The organism is Microbulbifer discodermiae (assembly GCF_040742695.1).
Classification (GTDB): Bacteria; Pseudomonadota; Gammaproteobacteria; order Pseudomonadales; family Cellvibrionaceae; genus Microbulbifer.
The window spans coordinates 1-22,854 of the sequence record NZ_JBFLAB010000061.1; the positions used below are offsets into that span (position 1 = coordinate 1).

Annotated in this window: 18 protein-coding genes and 1 pseudogene; 8 read left to right on the top strand and 11 right to left on the bottom strand. The window is 57.0% G+C overall.

Annotated features, from left to right (window positions below):
* Positions 1–366: 366 nt before the first annotated feature.
* The 3 genes from AB1S50_RS16710 to prmB form a co-directional block, all read right to left on the bottom strand.
* Positions 367–1,167 (bottom strand): tetratricopeptide repeat protein, encoded by an 801-nt coding sequence (locus AB1S50_RS16710; RefSeq protein WP_367152170.1) that lies wholly within the window; start codon positions 1,165–1,167, stop codon positions 367–369.
* Between the two features lie 116 nt (positions 1,168–1,283).
* Positions 1,284–2,372, bottom strand: coding sequence for a chorismate synthase (gene aroC / locus AB1S50_RS16715; RefSeq protein WP_367152172.1), 1,089 nt, complete (start codon positions 2,370–2,372; stop codon positions 1,284–1,286).
* Between the two features lie 104 nt (positions 2,373–2,476).
* The gene (gene prmB, locus AB1S50_RS16720; protein WP_367152197.1) at positions 2,477–3,400 is read right to left on the bottom strand and encodes a 50S ribosomal protein L3 N(5)-glutamine methyltransferase; all 924 of its coding nucleotides are present in this window, start codon (positions 3,398–3,400) and stop codon (positions 2,477–2,479) included.
* Between the two features lie 163 nt (positions 3,401–3,563).
* Here prmB and folE point away from each other — a divergent pair.
* Both folE and AB1S50_RS16730 read left to right on the top strand, forming a co-directional pair.
* Positions 3,564–4,106 (top strand): annotated as a pseudogene (folE, locus tag AB1S50_RS16725) (GTP cyclohydrolase I FolE); the annotation flags it as partial.
* 60 nt (positions 4,107–4,166) lie between these two features.
* The gene (locus AB1S50_RS16730; RefSeq protein ID WP_367152173.1) at positions 4,167–4,511 is read left to right on the top strand and encodes a 5-carboxymethyl-2-hydroxymuconate Delta-isomerase; all 345 of its coding nucleotides are present in this window, start codon (positions 4,167–4,169) and stop codon (positions 4,509–4,511) included.
* A 39-nt stretch (positions 4,512–4,550) separates the two neighbouring features.
* Here AB1S50_RS16730 and AB1S50_RS16735 read toward each other — a convergent pair whose 3' ends face one another.
* From AB1S50_RS16735 to AB1S50_RS16765, 7 genes are all read right to left on the bottom strand, one after another.
* Complete coding sequence (locus AB1S50_RS16735) at positions 4,551–5,429, bottom strand: alpha/beta fold hydrolase (RefSeq protein ID WP_367152174.1); 879 nt, start codon at positions 5,427–5,429, stop codon at positions 4,551–4,553.
* Between the two features lie 103 nt (positions 5,430–5,532).
* On the bottom strand, positions 5,533–5,988 hold the full coding sequence (sixA, locus tag AB1S50_RS16740; protein WP_367152176.1) for a phosphohistidine phosphatase SixA: 456 nt from the start codon (positions 5,986–5,988) through the stop codon (positions 5,533–5,535).
* A 24-nt stretch (positions 5,989–6,012) separates the two neighbouring features.
* The gene (locus AB1S50_RS16745; RefSeq protein WP_367152177.1) at positions 6,013–6,459 is read right to left on the bottom strand and encodes a DUF4389 domain-containing protein; all 447 of its coding nucleotides are present in this window, start codon (positions 6,457–6,459) and stop codon (positions 6,013–6,015) included.
* A gap of 13 nt (positions 6,460–6,472) precedes the next feature.
* Positions 6,473–7,507 (bottom strand): NAD(P)H-dependent glycerol-3-phosphate dehydrogenase, encoded by a 1,035-nt coding sequence (locus AB1S50_RS16750; protein ID WP_367152179.1) that lies wholly within the window; start codon positions 7,505–7,507, stop codon positions 6,473–6,475.
* Between the two features lie 212 nt (positions 7,508–7,719).
* Positions 7,720–9,651 carry a molecular chaperone HtpG gene (htpG, locus tag AB1S50_RS16755; protein ID WP_367152181.1) on the bottom strand — a complete coding sequence of 644 codons (1,932 nt, stop codon included), beginning with the start codon at positions 9,649–9,651 and terminating at the stop codon, positions 7,720–7,722.
* 93 nt (positions 9,652–9,744) lie between these two features.
* Positions 9,745–10,953, bottom strand: coding sequence for a serine hydrolase domain-containing protein (locus AB1S50_RS16760; protein ID WP_367152183.1), 1,209 nt, complete (start codon positions 10,951–10,953; stop codon positions 9,745–9,747).
* A 275-nt stretch (positions 10,954–11,228) separates the two neighbouring features.
* Positions 11,229–11,831, bottom strand: a complete 603-nt coding sequence (locus AB1S50_RS16765) for a peroxiredoxin (RefSeq protein ID WP_367152185.1) — start codon at positions 11,829–11,831, stop codon at positions 11,229–11,231.
* Between the two features lie 397 nt (positions 11,832–12,228).
* Here AB1S50_RS16765 and AB1S50_RS16770 point away from each other — a divergent pair, with 397 nt between their 5' ends.
* Both AB1S50_RS16770 and bfr read left to right on the top strand, forming a co-directional pair.
* Positions 12,229–12,441 carry a bacterioferritin-associated ferredoxin gene (locus AB1S50_RS16770; RefSeq protein ID WP_367152186.1) on the top strand — a complete coding sequence of 71 codons (213 nt, stop codon included), beginning with the start codon at positions 12,229–12,231 and terminating at the stop codon, positions 12,439–12,441.
* A 669-nt stretch (positions 12,442–13,110) separates the two neighbouring features.
* Positions 13,111–13,590 carry a bacterioferritin gene (gene bfr, locus AB1S50_RS16775; protein ID WP_367152187.1) on the top strand — a complete coding sequence of 160 codons (480 nt, stop codon included), beginning with the start codon at positions 13,111–13,113 and terminating at the stop codon, positions 13,588–13,590.
* Positions 13,591–13,952: 362 nt separating this feature from the next.
* Here bfr and grxD read toward each other — a convergent pair whose 3' ends face one another.
* Entirely contained in the window at positions 13,953–14,291 is a 339-nt protein-coding gene (gene grxD / locus AB1S50_RS16780) for a Grx4 family monothiol glutaredoxin (protein ID WP_367152189.1), read from the bottom strand.
* Between the two features lie 253 nt (positions 14,292–14,544).
* Between grxD and AB1S50_RS16785 the strand changes: the two genes are divergently transcribed.
* The 4 genes from AB1S50_RS16785 (at position 14,545) to AB1S50_RS16800 (ending at position 22,277) form a co-directional block, all read left to right on the top strand.
* Positions 14,545–15,735: an aspartate aminotransferase family protein gene (locus AB1S50_RS16785; protein WP_367152191.1), complete on the top strand. Its 1,191-nt coding sequence runs from the start codon at positions 14,545–14,547 to the stop codon at positions 15,733–15,735.
* A gap of 6 nt (positions 15,736–15,741) precedes the next feature.
* A complete protein-coding gene (argF, locus tag AB1S50_RS16790) occupies positions 15,742–16,656 on the top strand; it encodes an ornithine carbamoyltransferase (RefSeq protein WP_367152193.1) in 915 nt (304 codons plus the stop codon).
* Between the two features lie 901 nt (positions 16,657–17,557).
* Positions 17,558–20,482 carry a ribonucleoside-diphosphate reductase subunit alpha gene (locus tag AB1S50_RS16795; RefSeq protein WP_367152194.1) on the top strand — a complete coding sequence of 975 codons (2,925 nt, stop codon included), beginning with the start codon at positions 17,558–17,560 and terminating at the stop codon, positions 20,480–20,482.
* 550 nt (positions 20,483–21,032) lie between these two features.
* Positions 21,033–22,277 carry a ribonucleotide-diphosphate reductase subunit beta gene (locus AB1S50_RS16800; RefSeq protein WP_367152196.1) on the top strand — a complete coding sequence of 415 codons (1,245 nt, stop codon included), beginning with the start codon at positions 21,033–21,035 and terminating at the stop codon, positions 22,275–22,277.
* Positions 22,278–22,854: the final 577 nt, after the last annotated feature.

The window sequence follows — 22,854 nt, forward strand, 5'->3', positions numbered from 1 at the left end:
AAATGAAGTAGAGCGTCTGTTTCGCCGCTTGAAAGGTTTCCGAAGAATATTTAGTCGATTTGATAAGTTGGATGTCGTTTTTAAGTTCTTCATCAACTTTTCATTGATCGCTGACCGGCTAATTAGTGTTAACAGGCCCTAGGCAAGAGCCAAGCTAAAAAAGGTGCTTTTGTTATAAGTATCATGGGGGCAAGAGGCGGAGTTGCTGAAGAGGTCGATTGGCCTGTATCGAAATCAGCCACTCATCTCCCGGAACGATTAGAGAAATACATCAGCCTATGGGGCTGTTTGGCTGACACAGAATTTTGAACATAGACCGCAAAGAAAATAGCATCAAAATTTTACTTCGCCTCTAAAATTCTAAATTTATTTTTTATTTTCATTTATATCTATAGGGGCTAGCAAGGAATCAAAGAGGATAGGTTCATTAATATCATTTTCTAACAAAAATCTCTTCAGCTGATCTCCCGCTAAAATCACTTTAGAATCACGCTTTTTATTTAATTCATATAAGGGCTTTCTCGAAGTTACGGCGTCAGAAAAATTTTTTCGATCAGCGTAATTATTGTCTATTAAATAATTCACAAAATTTTTTGATTTAGCATGCTCAAAAGCAGACAAAATCGCAAATAGTTCCGCAGAAAACTTAATATTTTGCTCAACTCCCTTTCCAAAATAATTCATCAAAGCAATATTATATGCCGAATCTAAATGTCCCATTCTCGCAGCTTTTTGAAAGAATGAATAAGCAATTTCTAGATCAGGCTCAACACAAACACCCTGATAATAATATATTCCTTGTGTATACAAATATGCTGAGTCTTGATTCAACATAGCATCGACGACATTCTTTGCCTCACACGGACTACCTTCGGATCTGTATTTATCTGCTAAAACTAAAGAATAGTCGTCCACTCCTAATTTTAAAACCAAAATTTCCAATTGAGTTGCACTAAGCTCTTTACCATGCCCCTCATCCAGAAAAATTTTTTTTACATCATTTTCCAACTCTTCAAGATTACAAACCTCTTTACTAAGAAATTGAGCACTTTGAACCTTGCAGTGTTTAGCAATTAATCCTTCAAAGCTTACATCATTACGCTCCTTACCAACACATTTAAAAGAAGCGACCATAAAAGTACCAAGCAGCAGTATCCATCTATTCATTGCTTCCACCAAAACTTACTTTCGGAGACTTCAGGCTTTCGTACGCAGCAATACCTACTGCCTTAACGGAATAATACCAATGCTCGAGGACTTTATTATCCCCGACCGCCTGTACTTCAACCGACAGTGGCGACCCCTGGCTCCACATCACCGTTCTGGGCCCGCTGGCGCAGTGTGTGGTCCATCAGCACCAGGGCCACCATGGCTTCGGCGATGGGAGTCGCGCGTATACCGACGCAGGGGTCGTGGCGGCCCTTGGTCACCACTTCGATGGGGTTGCCATGAACATCGATGCTGCGGCCGGGAATCCGGAGGCTGGAGGTGGGTTTGAGGGCGATATGGGCGATGATTTCCTGGCCACTGGAGATGCCGCCGAGTACACCGCCCGCATTGTTGGAGAGAAAGCCCTCGGGGGTGATTTCATCCCGGTGCTGGGTTCCCTTTTGCTCCACACTGGCGAACCCGGCCCCGATTTCCACACCCTTTACCGCATTGATACTCATCAGCGCCTGTGCCAGGTCTGCATCCAAACGGTCAAATACCGGCTCGCCGAGGCCGGCGGGCACGCCGGAGGCGTGTACTGAAATGCGCGCGCCGATGGAGTCACCCTCTTTGATCAGCGCCTGCATATAGGCTTCCATCTGCGCCACCTTGCCGGCATCGGGGCAGAAAAATGGATTCTGCTCAACCTGATCCCATTGGAGCTTTTCGGCTTTGATGGGCCCCAACTGGGACAAGTAGCCGCGCACCTGGATGCCGTAGCGCTGTTTGAGCCACTTCTTGGCGATGGCACCGGCGGCGACCCGCATGGCGGTCTCGCGCGCCGAGGCGCGGCCACCGCCACGATAGTCGCGCACTCCGTACTTTTGCCAATAGGTGTAGTCCGCATGGGCGGGGCGCACCTGTTCGGCGATGTCGGTATAGTCTTTGGAGCGCTGATCGGTGTTTTCAATCAGCAGCCCTATAGGGGTGCCGGTGGTCTTGCCCTGAAACACGCCGGAGAGAATTTGAACATTGTCGGCCTCGCGGCGCTGGGTGGTATAGCGGGAGGTGCCGGGCTTGCGCCGGTCCAGCTCTACCTGTATCTCTTCGACACTGATCTCCAGGCCGGGGGGGCAGCCGTCGACGATGCAACCCAGTGCTGGGCCGTGGCTTTCGCCGAAAGTGGTGACGCAAAACAATTTGCCAAAGGTGTTGCCCGACATAAATCAATTCCGTAAGTGGCGGCTAAATGGGAATGTGCAGCCGCTGGCGCATTATAGAGGAGCGAACCCCGCTGCGCTCGGGGTTCCGGTGGCCAAATACAATTCTATCCGGCGGTGAAATAGGGCTGATAGGCCAGCAGCTCTTCGCGGCTGATAACAAAGACACCGTGACCCCCCTGCTCGAATTCCGGCCACAGGAAGGGCACCTGGGGGAAAGCCTGCTCCAGCGCTTCCCGGCTGTTGCCCACTTCGCACACCAGTATGCCGTCGGGCTGCAAATGCTCGGCGGCCTGGCACAACAGGCGGCGGGTAAAGTCGAGTCCGTCGTCACCGGACCCCAGTGCTATCTCCGGTTCGGCACGGTATTCCGCCGGCATCCGGGCCAGATCCTGCGCATCCACATAGGGTGGATTGCACACAATCAGTTCATAGCTGCACTCTTCGAGGCCGGCAAACAGGTCGGAGACCAGGGCGCGCACCCGCTCGTTGAGCTGGTGGCGATTGATGTTGATCTGGGCCACTTCAACTGCATCGCTGGAAATGTCGGCCAGGTCCACCCGCGCGCCGGGGAAGGCGGCGGCGCAGGCGATACCGATACAGCCGCTGCCGCAACAGAGGTCGAGGATGGACAGCGGCTCCACTTGCAGCCAGGGCTGAAAGTCGCGGCTGATCAGCTCGCCGATCGGCGAGCGGGGCACCAGCACCCGGTGGTCCACGTAGAAAGTCAGGCCGCCAAAGTGGGCTTCATGGGTGAGGTATGGCGCGGGCAATCGCTCGTGGACGCGCCGCTCCAGCAGCGCCATGACTTCGCGGCGCTCGTCCATGGTCAGACGCGCCTGGGCCACTTCAGGTTTGCTGTCCGGGGGCAGGTGCAGTGTGTGCATCACCAGCAGCAGGGCTTCGTCCCAGGCGTTGTCGGTGCCGTGGCCGAAATAAAGGCCGGCTTCGGCAAAGCGGCTGGCGCCCCAGCGGACGAAATCCAGCAGGGTGCAAAGCTCGTGCAGGTTGGCCTCGCGCTTCTCTATCATCACTCTTATCCCCAATTGTTGCGGTTCGACCCCAAATCCACCCGGCTGTACCCTGTGCCACTGAGTCTGCGGCCGGCCGGTTCGACGGCGGACCTTTACTCCAGGGTGACAAAAGCTTAGGGTAGCGCACCCGCCTCTCGGGCCGAAAAATTGGAAGCAGGACCAGATGAACGAACACTATGCGCGAATTATCGAGGCAATCGGCGAGGATCCGCAACGTCCGGGCCTGGTGGATACCCCGGAACGCGCCGCCAAGGCGATGGCATACCTGACCCGGGGCTACCATCAGACGGTGGAGGAAGTGGTCAATGGTGCGCTGTTTCCATCGGATTGCAGCGAGATGGTGCTGGTCAAGGATATCGAGCTCTACTCACTGTGCGAGCATCACCTGCTGCCTTTTATCGGCAAGGCCCATGTGGCTTATGTACCGGACGGCATGGTGGTGGGCCTGTCCAAGGTGGCGCGCATCGTGGATATGTTCGCCAGGCGCCTGCAGATTCAGGAGCAACTGACGGTGGAGATCGCGCAGTCGATCCTGGAAGTCACCGGTGCCGCGGGAGTGGGAGTGATCATTGAAGCCAAGCATATGTGCATGATGATGCGCGGGGTGGAAAAGCAGAATTCGGTGATGAAAACCTCTGCCATGCTGGGTTCTTTCCGCAGCCAGCAGGCGACCCGCAACGAGTTCCTGTCCCTGATCCGCTAGGGGCTATACTGTCTGGTACAGTAAAGTGGCGTGCCAGCGCCCCGGCAGGAAAGTAAGCTCATGCCCCACCTGGTGATCGAATACGCGCAGAAGCTGGAAGAGCGGGTTTCCATCGCCGCTCTGGTGAGCAACGCCCAGCAGGCGATGGATCACTCGGGACTCTTCGCCGCACACACCATCAAGACCCGCGCCCTGCCCTACCGGCAGTTTATCGCCGGCGACAACGGCGGCTGTTTTATTCACGCCGAAATCCGCCTGCTGGAAGGTCTCAGTGACCGGGAGCGCGAGGCTCTGAGTTCATCCATTTTCAACTGCCTGTGCCAATTCGCCGATGGGGTGCCGGCGGTCACGGTGGAGGTGCGGGAGATGGACCCCAACTGCTACTCCAAGCGGCTGCCGTTTTAGGGTTCGTTCGCACTATCAACGGACAACCCCGATAAACCTTTATTGCCCGCCCTCTTCACCACGCAAAAAAGCGCCAAACCAATCCGCTACAGCCTTGGCCCCCGCCGCTTCCATATGCAAATGGTGTCCTCCGGCCATTTCCTGTACAGCGATATGGGGATACCGCTCCAGCAGCGGCCGCAGCCGCTCGATCATGTCGGCGATCCCGTCCCTGGCCAGTACCAGGCGAATGGGTACTTCCCGGGTGCAGTCCAGAAACGCGGCCACTTGGTCCCGGGTGAGCTTGGCGGTGGAGGTGGCCATGAGGCGCGGATCGCTGCTCCAGGAGAAGCCATCATCCAGCGCTTTTGTGCCCCGCTCGGTGAGGCGCTGCGCCGCCTGTTCGGAGAGCGGAAAGATGCCCTTCCTGCGCGCCTCCACTGCCTGCTGAAGGCTGTCGAACCGCCGCGGTTTACGGGCACCGTAGCGGGTGCGCTGGGCCACGGCGTGGGCGAGAATCTGCGGTGCCTCACTACTGTCTATGGGCGGGGGCACCAGCCCGTCGATCAGGGCGAGCCGCTCCACGCGATCCGGGAAGGCACCGGCGGTCAACATGGCGGCAATGGCGCCGCGGGAGTGGGCCAGCAGGGAGAAGCGGCGCAGGCCCAGGGCCTGAGCGATGCCCACTACATCTTCTACTTCCTCCCAGATGTTGTAGTTGGCATCCCTGCTGCGGTGATAGCTGCGGCCGTGGCCGGCCATGTCCACCGCAATCAGTTTGACCCCGTGCAACAGTGGTGCCAGCCGGTCGAAACTGGCGCAATTATCCAGCCAGCCGTGCAGGGCGATGACGGGAACGCCGTCTATAGGGCCCCACTGTCGTGCGGCGATGGCCTTGCGATCGAACTCCAGGACAAGCTCACGGGGGGACTGCGTCATAAACCGGCAACACTCAAAAGAAACCGACTGGATGCTGCCGCAGCGACGCCCCAGCGGCAATGACAATGCGGTTCAGCGGCGCTGATGGAAATGATGGGAGCGCTCAGGGTTCAGGGTGTTGCAGCCAGTTCAGCCCGGCACAGCCGTTTGCCCAGACATCGGCACTCAAACAGGCGAGACTGGCGGTGCCCATGGGGTGGGCGCCGCCACTGCCACAAAGCCCGTTGACGAGGCTGCCCACCAGAGGTTGATGGCTGGCCAGCAGCAGGGGAAAGGGACCGGCCCCGGCCAGGGCCTCCAGAACCCGCTGTGGCGGGGTGTCGCCGGTCAGCAGCTCCTGGATGTGCACCGGCAGTTGCAGGTGGTCGGCGACAATTTGTGCAGTCTGCCGCGCGCGCTGGTAGGGGCTGGCCCAGATGGTGCGCACCGAGGCCAGCTCGTGCCGGCGCCGATCGCAGACCCAATTCACCTGGGCGCGGCCCCGCTCGGTCAGTTGGCGCGCGGCGTCATCCAGCTCCAGTGGCTCCGCTTGGCCGTGGCGCAGGATAAACAGTTGCATGGCTGACCTCCGAAACCGGACCGGCTACTGGCTCTTGTCGGCGTCGCCGCTGTCGGACTTGGTATCACCGCTGCGCTTGTCCGCTTCCGGCTTGTCGTCGCCCAGCTCGATGACCTCATCCTCTTCCCCGGCTTCGGCGATGACTTCGCCATCGATCTCCTGGGCATTGCCGTAGCGGGACAGATCGTCGATGTCCGACTCGGGCCATTCGGAGAATGGGAAGGGCTTGTCTTCCGTGTTGTAGACCATGAACTGCAGGGTCTGGAAAAAATAGGAGGCTATCTGGTCCCCCAGGCGGCGCAGGTTGTCATTTGGCGCGCCGGTGAAAATCGAAAACAGGAACTGCAGCACCACCACTGCCAGCATCACCAGGCCGGTGATTTCCAGCAGAACGGCGAACAGTATCATGTACAAAAGGCGAATCCAGTGGTTGCCGGAAGTGAGGTTTTGTTTCAGTTTTTCATTGTCCATGTGCATGCTTCCATCAAGGTTTTGCCGAATAGGCCACATCAAAGGTCTGAGCGCCGGACATCAGCTCGCGGATCACCGCGGGTATCTGGCGCTGTTCAAATAATATGGCGTGAATCGCCGAAACCAAGGGCATGTAGACGCCTAATTCATCTGCTTTGCGTTTAATCAGACGAACGGTGTTCACTCCTTCGGCAACTTGACCGATTTCTGCGACGGCCTCCTCCAACGGGCGCCCGCGACCCACCAGGTATCCCACCCGGTAGTTGCGGCTGAGGTCGGAGGAGCAGGTCAGGATCAGGTCGCCAACGCCGGCCAGGCCGATAAATGTCATCGGGTCCGCACCCATAGCCTCGGCGAAGCGCATCATCTCGGCCAGGGCGCGGGTGATAAGCAGGCTGATGGTGTTCTGTCCGCGCTCCAGGGCCGCGGCCATGCCGGTGACTATGGCGTAGATATTTTTCAGCGCCCCGGCCAGTTCGACACCAAAGACGTCACCGCTGGAGTAAACCCTAAAAGTCTCCGAGTGCAGGACCGTTTGAATGCTGTCACAGAGCTCCGGGTCCTCCGAGGCAACCACGGTGGCGGTATAGTGGCCCTCGACGATCTCCTTGGCGAAGTTGGGGCCGCTCAACACCCCCACGCGCATTTCACTGGTCTCCTCGCGCAGAATATCGCTCATCAGGCGGAAGCTGTCGTGCTCCACACCCTTGGTGGTGGAAATCAGCAAAGTGCCCGGCGCCAGCAGCGGTGCCGCCTGCCGCACCACCTCGCGGAAGGATTTGCTGGGGATTGCCACGAATACTATGCGGCAGCCCTGCAGGGCCTGTTCCAGCTCACTGGTGACCTCGAGTTCCGGGTGCAGTGGCACGCCGGGCAGGTAGTAGCGGTTCTCGCGCAGTTGGCGGCAGGCCTCCGCCCGGTCGGGATTGCGCATCCACTGGCGGGTGTCGTGGCCGTTGCCGGCGACAATATTGGCGATCGCGGTACCAAAACTGCCTCCGCCCAGGACGGCGATGGCGAGAGGTGAAGAAGTTTCCGTCTGTGTCATACGAAACCGGGAAATAGTGGGGACAAATTCTCTCAGTGGGCGGATTATAAGGGGACTCAGAGGCCAGCCCAACGCACTGAGGGAGATAATACACATTGCGGCTATTTGGCGATCAAACCACACCAAATTTTCATCAGGTCGTACAAATCTTCAGCAGAAAAAATGCACAAAAAAGGCGGCCAAAGGCCGCCTGCAACAGTTCGATGGCTTTTTTAGCCATTCAACTCCAGCAACAGTGTGTTCAGACGGCGCACATAGTCCGCCGGGTCGTTCAGCTGGTTGCCGGCGGCCAGATTGGCCTGGTCCACGAGGATGTTGGTGAGATCGGCGAACCGGTCCTCGTCCTGCTCCTGATCGAGGCGCTGCACCAGCGGGTGGTTGGGGTTGAGTTCGAAGATCGGCTTGGCGTCCGGCAGCGACTGCCCCGACTGCTCGAGGATGCGGCGCATCTGCGGCCCCATATCCTGATCGCTCACGACCAGACAGGCGGGGGAGTCAACCAGTCGGGTGGTGGCGCGCACTTCCTCGACACGGCTTTTCAACACCTCTTTCACCCGCTCGACCAGCGCGCCGGCGGACTTCTCCGCCTCTTCGCGCTCGGCCTTGTCCTCTTCGCTTTCGGCCTCGCCCAGGTCGAGAGCGCCCTTGGCCACATCCTGGAACGGCTTGCCATCAAACTCGTTCATATGGCCGATAAACCACTCGTCCACCTGGTCGGTGAGCAGCAATACCTCAATACCCTTTTTGCGGAATACTTCCAGATAGGGGCTGGATTTGGCGGTGGCGAAGTTGTCGGCGGCCACATAGTAAATATGCTTCTGCCCCTCCTTCATGCGCTCTACATACTGCTCCAGGGACTGTTCCTGCTTGGGCTCGTCGTTGTGGGTGGAGGCAAAGCGCAGCAGCTTGGCGATCTTCTCCTTGTTGGCAAAATCCTCCGCGGGACCCTCTTTCATGACGTTGCCGAACAGATCCCAGAATTTCTGGTACTGCTCTGCATCCTTTTTCGCCAGCTTGTCCAGCATATCCAGCACGCGCTTGGTCAGGGCGCTCTTGATAGCGTCGGTATTGCGGTCCTTCTGCAGGATTTCCCGGGATACGTTCAAAGGCAGGTCATTGGAATCCAGCACCCCTTTGACGAAGCGCAGGTACAGCGGTAAAAACTGCTCGGCGTCGTCCATGATAAAGGTGCGCTGCACATAGAGTTTCAAGCCGCGGGCGGCGTCCCGCTGGTACAGGTCGAAGGGGGCGCGAGCGGGGATAAACAGCAGGCTGGTGTAGTCCTGCTTGCCTTCCACCCGGTTGTGGCTCCAGTTCAGCGGGTCGTCGAAGTCGTGGGAGATGTGTTTGTAAAACTCCTTGTACTCCTCGGGCTTGATCTCGCTGCGCGGGCGCGTCCACAGCGCCTGGGCCGCGTTGACCGCCTCGAACTCGGGTACCGGCTCTTCTTTCTTCTCCTCTTCGCCCTCGGCGGCGGGGGCCGCGGGCGGCTGCTCTTTCAGCATCTCCACGGGAATGGAGATATGGTCGGAATACTTTTTGATGATGGAGCGCAGGCGCCAGCCGTCGGAAAACTCCTTGCCGTCCTCCTTCAGGTGCAGCACCACTCGGGTTCCCCGGTGTGGCCACTCCACGGTTTCCACACTGTACTCGGCCTCGCCGTGGCACTCCCAGTGCACCCCCTGGTCGGCATCGGCACCGGCGCGGCGGGTATAGACATCCACCCGGTCGGCAACGATAAAGGCGGAGTAGAAGCCCACCCCGAACTGCCCGATCAGGTGGGCATCCTTCTGCTGGTCACCGGTGAGGGTCTGCATAAACTTGGCGGTGCCGGAACGGGCGATGGTGCCCAGGTTCTCGATCACCTCGTCGCGACTCATACCGATGCCATTATCGGTGACACTGATGGTGCCTTCGTCCTTGTCGAACTCGATGCGGATTCGCAGTTCGGGGTCCTCTTCCAGCAACTCGGGCTTGGCCAGCGCTTCAAAACGCAGCTTGTCGGCGGCATCGGAGGCATTGGAAACCAGCTCGCGCAGGAAGATCTCCTTGTTGGAGTAGAGCGAGTGGATCATCAGGTGCAACAGCTGCTTGGCTTCGGTCTGGAAACCGTGGCTCTCTTTATTGTGGGCCTCGACGGTCATGGAACTTGTCTCCCCTGTCAATGAGTTCGTAACAGGGGGCAATATTGGGTCGCCGGCGATGGTTTCAAGCGCCAGGCGCCGAAGATGAGCTCATCAGGGGCTTTTTTTTGCCGCGGCGATCGCCTGCGCCAGCCGGCCATTGCCGGTAATGTCGATCACGAAATTGGCGGTGAGGTCGGCGATTACCCGGGATTCCGCATTCATGAGAATAACGATGCCCACCTTGCGCTTCTCGGAATAGGCCACCGCCGCGCGGAACCCTGCCACCCAGCCGCCGTGGTAGATGATGCGATCGTCACCCAGGGTGTACAACCGCCAGCCCAAGCCATAACCGGCGTGGGACAGGTGATCGCGCCAGATCCGGTGACGCATGTGGCGCTTGGTCTCCACCCGCTCGGTGGTCATATCGTCGATGACCTCCGGCGACAGCACCTTGGGGTAGTAACCCATCTGCGCCTTCAGCCACTGGGCCATGTCGGCAATACTGGCGTTGACGCCGGCGGCGGGCGCAGCGAGATAGTACTCCTTCCGCACTTTCACCGGGCGCCAGCCCTTACCGGTCTGGATATGCGGTGCCGCGCGGTTGGTGGCGGCCATGAAACTCTCCCAGCCGACCGATGCATTCGCCATCTTCAGCGGCGCAAAGAAGCGCTCCTGCAGCTGCTGCTCATAGCTGACACCGGTGGCTTTGAAAATGACGTCCTCGATCAGACTGAACAAGACGTTTTGGTAGCCGTAGCATTTGCCCGGCGCACAGCGCGGATCTATATCGGCAAACCTGGGCAGAATCTTGCTGAGCGGCTTGTTGGCTTCCAGATAGTCGTCGTAGGCGTTGGGGGTCAGGCCCGAGGAGTGGCTGAGCAGATGCTCCACCTGCAACTGGCGCGACAGTGAACGGGTCTTGAAACGGAGTTCGGGAACATACCGCACCACCCGGTCATCCCAGTCGAATTTCTTTTCGTGCTCCAGTACCGTGGCCATACTGGCAGCAAACGTCTTGGAGACTGAAGCCAGCCGGAACACGGTATCCAGATCGACTTTGTCCCGCTTGCCCTGGACCTTGACGCCATAGGTGTCCATGGCGACTACCTGGTCTCCGTCCACGATTACATAGGCCGCACCCGGGATCTTCTGTTTTTTCAGCAACTGGCGGAAGTAGCGGTCAAATTCCTTGGCACTGCCGCGCAGATCCCCCGCGCTCACAAGCGGACCGGCACCACAGAGCAACAACACCAGGCAAACCCGCCCGATTCCGCACCAGCGTCGGCGGGCGAATACAATAAGGGGAAATAACACTTTCATGCCGTACTTCACGCCGCCCCGGCAACACTACACATGACAGTAAGACTAGCAGCCTGCGAAAAAATTCTCTCGCGCCTCCTGTACCACGCCCTGGGTCAGAAACCCCGGCGGGCATGGCCCTGCTGCCTCTCTTCCTCCAGATCCGCGCCCACCGCACCGACCGTTGGTACCTGACCGCTTTTGCGGGCACAAAAAACCGCCTTACGGCGGTCTTTTGGAACCTGAATGGCCAGGCACTTCCGGTACCCTAAATGGCCTTGTGGTCAGCTGTGGTGTTACAGCTTGTCCGCATTCTCGCTCAGGTAATCGGCCACACCTTGTGGAGAGGCACTCATTCCCTTGTCCCCTTCGCGCCAGCCCGCCGGGCAGACTTCACCGTGTTCCTGATGGAACGCCAGCGCATCAACCATACGCAGCATTTCGTCGACGTTGCGGCCCAGTGGCAGGTCGTTGACCACCTGGTGGCGGACCACACCCTCTTCGTCGATCAGGAAGGAGCCACGGAAGGCGACACCAGCCTCCGCCTCTACGTCATAGGCCTGGCAGATCTCGTGTTTGAGGTCGGCCACCAGGGTGTACTTGACCGCACCGATACCGCCCTCATTCACCGAAGTGTTGCGCCAGGCGTTGTGGGAGAACTGGGAGTCGATGGAAACACCGATCACCTCCACGCCCCGCTTTTGAAACTCTTCAAAGCGATGATCGAAGGCGATCAACTCGGAAGGACAGACGAAGGTGAAGTCCAGCGGATAAAAGAATACCACTGCCTTCTTGCCCTTGATGGCTTCAGCCAGGTTGAAGCTGTCAACAATCTCGCCATTACCCAGCACCGCAGCCGCAGTAAAGTCCGGAGCCGGTTTGCCTACCAGAACTGCCATAAGAACCTCCTCGTTCCAATGATTGGTTAAATAAACAAAATAACAGCAGGGCCCCGGGCTCTGTGGCGAATCATCGCCTCCCAGCCCGGGGCCCTGCTGCAGTGATCAATTTATACACAGTCGCTATAAAGTGAATAGTTTTCGATAGCGGCCGACTATGATACACACGCCACCCTATCCGTCCTATTAATTTTTTAAATCATGTCGATAGCGACGACGATAGTGAAGCCGGACTTTTGGTGACTTTTCGGTCAGAGAGAACCCGGGCAATTGGTTTGATGGGTCACTAGAATCAAACTCAGGCGACAACGAAATCTTATTGACACTCATTCTCACTTGTAATAAGATCTGCGCAGCCTTAAATTTACTCAATTTCTGCTCCTGGACTCGGCCGACTATGTACGTATGTATTTGTAAAGGCATCACCGACCGCCAGATCAAGGAAGCCATCTATGATGGTTCCACTTCGGTGAAAGCACTCCGTCACCAGTTGGGGGTCTCCTCCCAGTGTGGCCGCTGCGCCGAACTGGCCCAGGAAATTATCGATGACGCTATGACTGGCAGCCTGATGTCCGCCAACAACGACGGCCTCTTCTACCCGGCCGGCTGATCTTTGCCGGCCGCCCATTACGCTCTATAGCAGGTTGTTGAAATTCTTCGAATTTCAACGCCTGAGAAAGCCCCACAGATTTCCCTGCCCAAGCCTCGGCACTCTTCCCCACACACCCCCAGCCAACAGAAAACTGCGTGCAGGGCGTTAACCAATGGCACTGCCCCTCTTCCCGCTATCCGCTGCTGCGCCTTGAAGGTCCCCTCGACAATGTCACGACAGTGCCCTAAAGGCTCCATCCGCAGGCACCGGCCTTCGCGGCGCTGTTTGCAACTTTCCTTAAAGCGAAATATTTGCGCGCCGCTCCACCGATGAGTCCAAAACCACCGCAGAAAATAGAAGACGTATCGGATTAATCCCGCCGGTGTTTTTACCCGCAATTGGCGACTCCTAAAAAAGGTGGCTTACAGACGCAATCAAGAAAAAAACAGGCTTATAAAACGGAATCATTTTCGTTTGGCTTCAGCTCCAAGTTTGCTTTAAACCCATTATCTGCAGGCTTCAAGTGCGCTTGACTTGCCAGCCATCGCGACGCAAACTCGTGGCCTCAAACTGCGGATCAGCGAATTACCCCAAAGAAATTTCGCGCTACGCAGGACGCCATATTAGAAGTTTTAGGAATGACCCGCGGATAAAATAGATACCTGCGGGCGCACAGGAGCGAAAGCGATGAAAGGCGATCCCAAAGTTATCGAACATCTGAACAAGGCCTTAAGCAACGAGCTGGTAGCCATCAACCAGTATTTTTTACATGCCCGCATGTATGACAATTGGGGGCTGAAAGAACTGGGCAAAAAAGAGTACGACGAATCCATTGATGAGATGAAGCACGCCGACTGGCTGATCGAGCGCATCCTGTTTCTGGAGGGCATTCCCAATCTTCAACACCTCGGCAAGCTGCTGATCGGGGAAAATCCTCAGGAAATGCTCAAATGCGACCTAAAACTCGAATCCAAAGCCATCCCGGACCTGCGCGACGCCATCGCCTACTGTGAGTCTGTACGCGATTACCGCAGCCGCGAAATTCTGCAGGACATTCTCGAGTCCGAGGAAGAACATGTGGACTGGCTGGAAACCCAACTGGAGTTGATCGATCGCGTCGGCCTGCAGAATTACCTGCAAACGCAAATGGAAAAAGCTTCGGATTAAATGCAATGCCTGGCAGGCTGTTGAAATTCGAAGGGTTTTAACAGCCTGCTACCGGAATATGAATATTCCGGCAAAATTGGCGATGCCTAACTCATTGATTTTCGGAGAATAGTGAAAAACACATTTTTCCCTATTCGGGTTTTGACACAGGCAAGATGCCTTTTCAACAACCTGCCAGAAGAAAACCGCGGTAATACCGCGGTTTTTTGCTTTAATACAACGCCTGGCAGGTTGCTATCCCTAACAAAATATTCGGCTCCTAAATCAGGTCGGTAACGGCTTGGTTTGTCGCCAAGGATTTGCAGGCATGCGCCACAAACCAGGGCTGAAAAAAGCCGGGCAAAGTTTTTTTAAGCAACCTGTCAGTCGCCACTTTCACCTTCACCTGCGGTGGAAACCTCATCCACCAGGCTCTTTAATTCGCCTTTCTCGTACATCTCCATAATGATGTCACAACCGCCGATCAACTCGCCGTTCACCCACAGCTGTGGGAAAGTCGGCCAGTTGGCATACTTGGGCAGCTCGGAGCGAATTTCCGGATTGGACAAGATATCCACATAGGCAAAGCGTTTGCCACACGCCATCAATGCCTGGGAGGCGCGCATGGAAAAGCCACATTGGGGGGCGTTGGGGCTGCCTTTCATGTACAGCAGGATCCTGTTGTCGGCAATCTGCTGCCTGATGTTCTCCAGTGTATCCATAGAGATGTCTAACCTCGGGTAGTAGAACCGTTAGATGGGTGCGTGCCTTTGGGCGGCGGGCCTGGCACTCGGGGCGGCATTGTACCCCAGCGACAGGCCGCATACGAAAAGGCGAATTTTCGTCCAACAGGTATCTGGCGCACTATTAACTATATGGTATTATTGCCATTTTCAGGAAAAGCTGCGGAAGAGACAGCACAAAACAGAATTTTCTGCGATTTTAAACAAACCCAGGACCCCGGGAGATCAAAAAGTGGCCACCTCCGCATTGATGGAAAACTACGGCGACAGGCCCCTGACCCTGGTCAGGGGCGCCGGCAGTTATGTGTGGGATGATACCGGCCGGCGGTATCTGGACGCCCTGTCCGGTATCGCCGTATGTGGACTGGGCCATTGCCACCCGGCAGTCACTGCCACCCTCACGGATCAGGCCCAGACCCTGGTGCACGCATCCAATCTGTACAACCTTCCGCCACAGGAGCAGTTGGCCGACAGGCTGGTGTATCTGTCGGGCCTGGACAATGTGTTTTTTTCCAACTCAGGGGCTGAGGCCAACGAAGCTGCCATCAAACTGGCGCGCCGCCTCGGCAGCCAGCGCGGACTGCCCAGCCCGCATATCCTGGTGATGGAAAATGCCTTTCACGGCCGCACCCTGGCCACCATGACCGCCACCGGCAATGAAAAAATCCAGAGGGGGTTCGGCACTCTGCCCGAGGGTTTTCTGCGTGTACCTTTTGACGATCCGGCAGCAATAGAGCGGCTGGCTGCGAGTCGTGACGATATCGTCGCCGTGTTGGTGGAACCTATCCAGGGGGAGGGCGGCATCCGTATCCCGGCACCGGGTTTTCTGCAAAAACTGCGCGAACTGTGTGACCATTACCAGTGGTTGTTGATGCTGGATGAGATCCAGACCGGCAACGGGCGCACCGGCAAGCTGTTCGCCTATCAACATACCGGTATACTGCCGGATGTAGTGACCACCGCCAAGGGTCTGGGCAACGGCGTACCCATCGGCGCCTGCCTGGCCCGCGGTGTTGCGGCGCGACTGTTCGACGCCGGCAGCCACGGTTCCACTTTTGGTGGCAATCCGCTGGCCTGCCGCGCGGGCCTGACAGTACTGGAGACGCTGGAGCGGGAACAATTGGTGGAGCGCGCCGCAACGCTCGGGGCGCGCCTGCTAAACCGCCTGCGAAACCACCTCGGCAACTGTCCCACAGTAACGGATATCCGCGGCAGCGGACTGATGGTCGGCATTGAACTGGACCGGCCCTGCGCGGAACTGGTGGCCCGCGCGCGCGAACGCCAGCTATTGATCAATGTTACCGCGGACAAAGTGGTGCGGCTGCTGCCGCCCCTGATCCTCAGCGATACCGAATGCGACTACATCGGCGACACCGTCGCCGATCTGATACAAAAATTTGCCGGAAGTACCGGTGGAGAATAGCAACCCATGGCCACAAGACACTTCCTGTCCCTGATGGATTTATCCGCGGATGAACTCCGCGGTATTACCGAACGCGCGATAGAACTCAAAGCCCTGCGCGCCCAGGGAATTACCACTGAGCCGTTTCGCGACAAGGTGCTGGGGATGATTTTCGAAAAGTCCTCCACCCGCACCCGGGTATCCTTCGAAGCCGGCACGGCGCAGATGGGAGGCTCCGCACTGTTCCTGTCCCCGCGCGACACCCAGCTGGGTCGCGGCGAGCCAATTGAAGACAGCGCCCGGGTGATCTCGCGCATGGTGGACATGGTGATGATCCGCACTTTTGGCCACAATGTACTGGAGCGCTTTGCCGCCTACTCCCGGGTGCCGGTGATCAACGCCCTGTCAGACAGTTTCCACCCCTGCCAGCTGCTGGCCGACATCCAAACCTACGTCGAGCACCGGGGCAGCCCCGCGGGCAAGGTAGTGGCCTGGGTCGGTGACGGCAACAATATGTGTCACTCCTACATCAATGCGGCGCGCCTGTGTGATTTTGAACTGCGTATCGCCTGCCCCGAGGGCTACGAGCCCGACGAAAACATCGTCGCCGCGGCGGGAGACAGCGTCACCATCCTGCGCAAGCCAGAGGATGCCGTGCGCGGAGCCGACTGGGTCGCCACCGATGTGTGGGCCTCTATGGGGCAGGAGACAGAGCAACTGGTACGCATCGAAGCGTTCAAAGGGTTTCTGGTAGACCACGAGCTGATGGGACACGCAAATACCGACGCGGTATTTATGCACTGCCTGCCCGCGCATCGGGGCGAGGAAGTGAGCGCCGAGTTACTGGAAGACGAATCCATCGCTGTGGTGTGGGACCAGGCAGAAAACCGCCTGCACGCGCAAAAGGCGCTGATGGAGTTCCTGCAGGAACAGGGCAGCTAGGGCCTGTTGGCACTAACTGAGATAGCCCCGCTACCGCTGGTTTTGCGGCCCGAAATTACCTTTTCCGGACAGCGGGCTGCAGGTAAAACCTGATTCCAGCAGCCCACTATTAACCCGGCAACTCGATAAATTGCCGGGTTAACAATTGCCAGATCCTACAGGTCGCAAACCGGTGGGGCCAAAAGCCACCAAACCCACATAAAGAACACCCAGGTGAACCGAGGAAGCATATTAACGCCATCCTACAACGCCCTTTCCAGGGCAGTTTATATACTCGAAAAGAATTGAAAGACGCCATGAAGTTGGCATTTGGGTACTATTTAGATTAAAGATTAATCAATGCAAAAGGGTTATTGCTCCACTTAATTTAGGGCCTGGTTACTATTAAAAAATATTCTTAGAAGGGGGTAATCCGGGGCTTTCCCCTGACTGCCCCGAAACGCCCTCAGCAACCACGGGCACTTGCGGCAAAGTGGCTACTGACATAAGCGACCTACCCACACATTATCCACAGCTCCCCCCAAGCTTATTCTGCTTGAAATGGTCCCCTGACCGCATTATCTTGTTGTCCAGTCAACAGACGACCCCAATATATTGGGGTGCGAGCCGAAAATGCCCCGAGCCGATGGGGTGGGTTCGCACGTTGCGGCGCGATTCGGCGCCATATGCCAGGAACAGCTTTTCAGAGCAAATTCCGAGGTGACAGGCGGAAAGGATTCTCCGCCGCAGGCACAAGCCGGCATTACTTTCGGGGAAAACACCGGCAACTGAGCGGCCTGTACCGCTTCCCCGGCAATCGCCAGCGGGAAACTGCGGAAAAACGAAGGACACGTTCCGCGACGCAAGCCTGCACACCAGCGGGTAACAGCGGGCAACCATTACTCATCTTGCGGAGACTTTCATGCACACAGAGACAGGGCTCTCTCAGCCCGTGCCTTTGGCCGATCAGAGCACTTCAAGGGAACAATCCGGCAGTGCCTCCACCCTCGCAGCCACTGCGCCGGGGCAAATTCGTGTAATCAAGCGCAATGGTACTGTAGTCCCCTATGACGACAGTAAAATTTCCCTTGCTGTTACCAAGGCGTTTCTCGCCGTAGAGGGCGGCACCGCCGCCGCCTCCAACCGGATCCACGAGCAGGTTGAAGAACTGGTGGCACAGATCAGTGCCACCTTCCAGCGCCGTATGCCTTCCGGCGGCACCATCCATATTGAAGAGATCCAGGACCAGGTGGAACTGGCACTGATGCGCTCCGGCGAACACAAGGTCGCCCGCGACTATGTCCTCTACCGCGAAGAGCGCGCCCGCCTGCGCGCGCAGAAAACTCAGCGCCAAACCACTCCATCGGTGGACCTTCACCCCAGCATCCGTGTGAAACTGCGGGATGGCAGCATGGCGTCGCTGGACATGGAGCGGCTGCGCATTATTGTCCGCGAAGCCTGCGAAGGCCTGAAAGATGTAGACAGCGAGGCCATTCTGAGCGAGGCGTTGAAAAACCTCTACGACGGCGTCTCCGAGGCCGATATCAATACAGCCCTGGTCATCACCGCACGCACCCTTGTGGAGCAGGAGCCCAACTACACCTATGCCACGGCTTTCCTGCTGCTGGATAACCTGCGCAGCGAGGCACTGCGCTTCCTCGGCGTGGCCGACACCGCCACCCAGCACGAGATGGAACATCTTTACGGCAAGACGCTCAACGCCTACGTCAGCAAAGGTATTGAACTGGAACTGCTGGATCCGGCCCTGGCCGAGTTCGACCTGGCGCAACTGGGCGAAGCGCTAAAACCCGAGCGCGATCACCAGTTCACCTACCTGGGCCTGCAGACTTTGTACGACCGCTATTTCCTGCACAGTGACGACGTCCGCTTCGAGCTGCCGCAGATTTTCTTTATGCGTGTCGCCATGGGTTTGGCCATCAACGAAGACAACAAAAACGAACGCGCTGTTGAATTCTACAACCTGCTGAGCTCCTTCGACTATATGAGCTCTACCCCTACCCTGTTCAATGCCGGGACCCTGCGCCCGCAGTTGTCATCCTGCTACCTCACCACGGTACCGGACGATCTGCACGGTATTTATGGTGCAATTCGAGACAATGCCATGCTGTCCAAATGGGCCGGCGGCCTGGGCAATGACTGGACTCCGGTGCGCTCGCTGGGATCCTACATCAAAGGCACCAACGGCAAATCCCAGGGCGTGGTCCCCTTCCTGAAAGTGGCCAACGACACAGCCGTGGCCGTCAATCAGGGGGGCAAACGCAAGGGCGCAGTGTGCGCCTATCTGGAAACCTGGCATTTGGATATCGAGGAATTTCTCGAGCTGCGCAAGAATACCGGCGATGACCGCCGCCGCACCCACGATATGAACACCGCCAACTGGGTACCGGACCTGTTCATGAAGCGCGTGTTCGAAGACGGAGAGTGGACCCTATTCTCGCCGGCGGACTGTCCCGACCTGCACGACCTGTTCGGCACCGCCTTTGAACAGCGCTACACCCACTACGAGCAACTGGCCGCAGAAGGCAGCCTGAAGCTGCACAAAAAGATCCGCGCCGCAGACCTGTGGCGCAAGATGCTGGGAATGTTGTTCGAGACCGGCCACCCCTGGATCACCTTTAAAGACAGCTGCAACCTGCGCAATCCACAGCAGCATGCGGGCGTGGTACACAGTTCCAACCTGTGCACCGAAATCACGCTGAACACCAGCGCCGGTGATGAAATCGCCGTGTGCAATTTGGGTTCCGTAAACCTGGCCCAGCACATCAGTGACGACGGCCAGCTGGACCGCGCCAAACTCGCCAGCACCGTAAAGACCGCCGTGCGCATGCTCGACAATGTAATCGATATCAACTACTACTCGGTGGATACAGCGCGCCAGTCCAATATGCGCCACCGGCCAGTGGGCCTGGGTCTGATGGGCTTTCAGGATGCTTTGTACAAGGCCGGTATCGCCTATGCCAGTGAAGGCGCAGTTGCCTTTGCGGATACCACCATGGAGGCCATCAGTTACGAGGCCATCAGCGCCTCCTGCGACCTGGCGGCGGAGCGCGGCAAGTACCAGAGCTACGATGGTTCCCTGTGGAGCAAAGGCATACTGCCGCTGGATTCCATTGCAATCCTGAGCCAGCAGCGCGGTGAACAGTTTATCGAACAGGACACCAGCTGCTCGTTGAATTGGGACAGCCTGCGCGACAAGGTCAAAGCCCAGGGCATGCGCAATTCCAATGTGATGGCAATAGCACCCACTGCAACCATCGCCAATATCACCGGGGTTTCGCAGTCCATCGAGCCCACCTACCAAAACCTGTACGTTAAATCGAACCTGTCCGGCGAGTTCACCGTGGTGAACCCCTATCTGGTCCACGATCTGAAGGATCGAGGCCTGTGGGATCAGGTGATGGTCAACGACCTGAAGTATTACGAGGGCTCGGTGCAGAAAATTGACCGTGTACCGGAGGATCTCAAAGCCAGATACCGCACCGCATTCGAAGTCGAGCCGCGCTGGATCGTAGACGCCGCCAGCCGTCGCCAGAAGTGGATCGACCAGGCTCAGTCACTCAACCTATATATCGCCGGTGCGGACGGCCGCAAACTGGATCTGACCTATCGAATGGCCTGGTATCGCGGTTTGAAAACCACCTACTACCTGCGCGCACTCGCCGCGACCTCCACGGAAAAATCCACTGTGGACGCCGGCACCCTGAACGCGGTTAGTGCCGGTGCCGCCTCCAGCGCGGCAATGGCGGCGCCGCAAGAAGAAGCGGTTCCGGCGGCAGTGCCCAATGCCTGTTCCCTGGACGACCCGGACTGTGAAGCCTGCCAGTAGACGGACGACACAGCTCGCCCAAATAAGGGAGAACAAACCAGTCGACAGCAGTCACAACACGCCAGTGGCCGAAATGGAAATCGCCAGGTAGCAACCAAACTGGTTGATCTTCGGGCCACACAAGAACTCTCGGGGGAGAGCGTCATGACCACTTGAGTGGGTCAGACCAGCCGCACCGGCCCCGGTACGCCCTGTCTTCTCGTGCAGGAAACAGGAAAAGCAGTATGCGAACCGGGGCTCGGTTGCGAACCCGAAGGGGCGGAAACTGACAGCAGGCGGCAGGTAAATAGAAACTACAGCAGAAAATAAAACACAGAAGAGCGAACCATTGATCTGGCACAACCAAAACGGAGCCGGAACAGAGTACAAAACCACAAGCGGCACAGTCTGCATAGGCAGCGGAAGCCGCAACTATCGATTCGGCGATCTAACTGCCCGTCGGATTGATAGAGACATTCGGGAAAGAGGCGCGAAAACCGCAACAGCGCCTCAATATGAACACGCGGATACGAGCAGGCACTGCTTGTATCGATAAACGGAAGGCAACGATATGCTTAGCTGGGACGATCTCGACACAAAGCCCCAACCTCCCCAAACGGCAACCAAACCGCGACCGGCGCCGGAGCGGCGGCAGCAGGAAGTCATTCCGCCCGCAGTTTCCCGTGAAACTTCGAGTACTCCGGCGCCGCCTGCGGCCCAATCCAGTGCAGTGGAAGCCGCGCGAGCGGCCGTAGACAGTCTGGACCCAGCACCCGGCCTGGAAGAACTGGAAATGGGCGCAGCCCGTATCCAGGTGGATGAAAAGCGCATCATCAACTGCCGCGCCGACCTGAACCAACTGGTGCCGTTCAAGTACGACTGGGCCTGGCAAAAATACCTGGATGGCTGCGCCAACCATTGGATGCCGCAGGAAGTGAACATGAACAAAGACGTGTCCATGTGGAAAGACCCCAAGGGTCTGACCGAGGACGAGCGTCGCATCGTGGAATACTCCCTGGGCTACTTCTCCACCGCTGACTCCCTGGTGGCCAACAATCTGGTACTGGCCATCTACCGCCACATCACCAACCCGGAATGCCGCCAGTACCTCCTGCGCCAATCCTTTGAGGAGGCCATCCACACCCACGCCTACCAATACTGTGTAGAGTCACTGGGTATGGACGAGGGCGAAGTGTTCAACATGTACCGCGAGGTACCCTCAGTGGCCAAGAAGGCCGCCTGGAGCCTCAAGTACACCCAAGGCATCGGTGACCCGAATTTCAAGACTGGCACAATGGAGACAGACCAGGAACTGCTGCGCAACCTGATCGCTTTCTATGCAGTTACCGAAGGTATCTTCTTCTACTGTGGCTTCTCCCAGATTCTCTCCATGGGCCGGCGCAATAAAATGACTGGCGTTGCGGAGCAGTTTCAATACATTCTGCGCGACGAGTCCATGCACCTGAATTTTGGTATCGACGTCATCAACCAGATCAAACTGGAAAATTCTCACCTGTGGACCGAAAGCTTCCAGCGGGAAGTAACCCAAATGATTCTGGAGGGCATGGAACTGGAAGTGGCCTACGCCCGCGATACCATGCCCCGTGGCGTACTGGGTATGAATGCCAATATGATGGAGGAGTATTTGCACTTCATCGCCAACCGCCGCCTGAGTCAGTTGGGCCTGAAGGAGCAGTTCCCCGGTGCACAGAACCCCTTCCCGTGGATGTCGGAAATTATGGATCTGCGCAAGGAGAAGAACTTTTTTGAGACCCGGGTGATCGAATATCAAACCGGTGGCGCTTTACAATGGTAACAGGCTGTGCGTCACAGTATTAAGTGTCTCAAATCAACTGATCCAGCGGCTTTGAGAGGATTTATTACTGCCCATGTAGCCTTTAAGCCGCTTACAGCGAAGTTCATGAATCCTAGAGACGGAGCTCTGCAGCACCGTATCACTGACAACCGGCTGTAGAAACCGGTTTACCACGAAAAAACTCTTCATGGGAAGAAACATGGAAAAGCGGGCGAAATGCCCGCTTTTCCATCTGTCTGCTCACGGTGGATTTGGTTTGAAGCAGCAAAGATAAAGATCAAGCCACTTTGGATATTTTTTCGACATTGGATAACCTAGAGATATGGAAGCATATCCATATCTCCAGTTTACGCTAACCTTCTCTATGTCTTTGTATTCAAAGGCTCAATAAGTCAATTTAAATCCTATGGAAGGGAAGAACCCAAAACCTTCTTCATTCGTAAGCGTCCGGCAAACTCATCTACCAAGCCAAATTCTGCGCTGTAATTTAGGTGTCCACCTATCAACAAGTGGACACCTAATATGAGTGAAATTATCCCTGCTAAGAAACCCGTGAAGCGTCGCCGGCATTCCCCGG

Bases quoted from the DNA above. Each gene is read 5' to 3' on its own strand.
- AB1S50_RS16730 (WP_367152173.1), top strand. From the start codon at position 4,167: ATGCCCCACCTGGTGATCGAATACGCGCAGAAGCTGGAAGAGCGGGTT.
- AB1S50_RS16770 (WP_367152186.1), top strand. From the start codon at position 12,229: ATGTACGTATGTATTTGTAAAGGCATCACCGACCGCCAGATCAAGGAA.
- AB1S50_RS16765 (WP_367152185.1), bottom strand. From the start codon at position 11,831: ATGGCAGTTCTGGTAGGCAAACCGGCTCCGGACTTTACTGCGGCTGCG.
- AB1S50_RS16795 (WP_367152194.1), top strand. From the start codon at position 17,558: ATGCACACAGAGACAGGGCTCTCTCAGCCCGTGCCTTTGGCCGATCAG.
- AB1S50_RS16735 (WP_367152174.1), bottom strand. From the start codon at position 5,429: ATGACGCAGTCCCCCCGTGAGCTTGTCCTGGAGTTCGATCGCAAGGCC.
- sixA (WP_367152176.1), bottom strand. From the start codon at position 5,988: ATGCAACTGTTTATCCTGCGCCACGGCCAAGCGGAGCCACTGGAGCTG.
- argF (WP_367152193.1), top strand. From the start codon at position 15,742: ATGGCCACAAGACACTTCCTGTCCCTGATGGATTTATCCGCGGATGAA.
- htpG (WP_367152181.1), bottom strand. From the start codon at position 9,651: ATGACCGTCGAGGCCCACAATAAAGAGAGCCACGGTTTCCAGACCGAA.
- AB1S50_RS16760 (WP_367152183.1), bottom strand. From the start codon at position 10,953: ATGAAAGTGTTATTTCCCCTTATTGTATTCGCCCGCCGACGCTGGTGC.
- aroC (WP_367152172.1), bottom strand. From the start codon at position 2,372: ATGTCGGGCAACACCTTTGGCAAATTGTTTTGCGTCACCACTTTCGGC.
- AB1S50_RS16800 (WP_367152196.1), top strand. From the start codon at position 21,033: ATGCTTAGCTGGGACGATCTCGACACAAAGCCCCAACCTCCCCAAACG.
- AB1S50_RS16750 (WP_367152179.1), bottom strand. From the start codon at position 7,507: ATGACACAGACGGAAACTTCTTCACCTCTCGCCATCGCCGTCCTGGGC.
- AB1S50_RS16745 (WP_367152177.1), bottom strand. From the start codon at position 6,459: ATGGACAATGAAAAACTGAAACAAAACCTCACTTCCGGCAACCACTGG.
- bfr (WP_367152187.1), top strand. From the start codon at position 13,111: ATGAAAGGCGATCCCAAAGTTATCGAACATCTGAACAAGGCCTTAAGC.
- prmB (WP_367152197.1), bottom strand. From the start codon at position 3,400: ATGATAGAGAAGCGCGAGGCCAACCTGCACGAGCTTTGCACCCTGCTG.
- AB1S50_RS16710 (WP_367152170.1), bottom strand. From the start codon at position 1,167: ATGAATAGATGGATACTGCTGCTTGGTACTTTTATGGTCGCTTCTTTT.
- grxD (WP_367152189.1), bottom strand. From the start codon at position 14,291: ATGGATACACTGGAGAACATCAGGCAGCAGATTGCCGACAACAGGATC.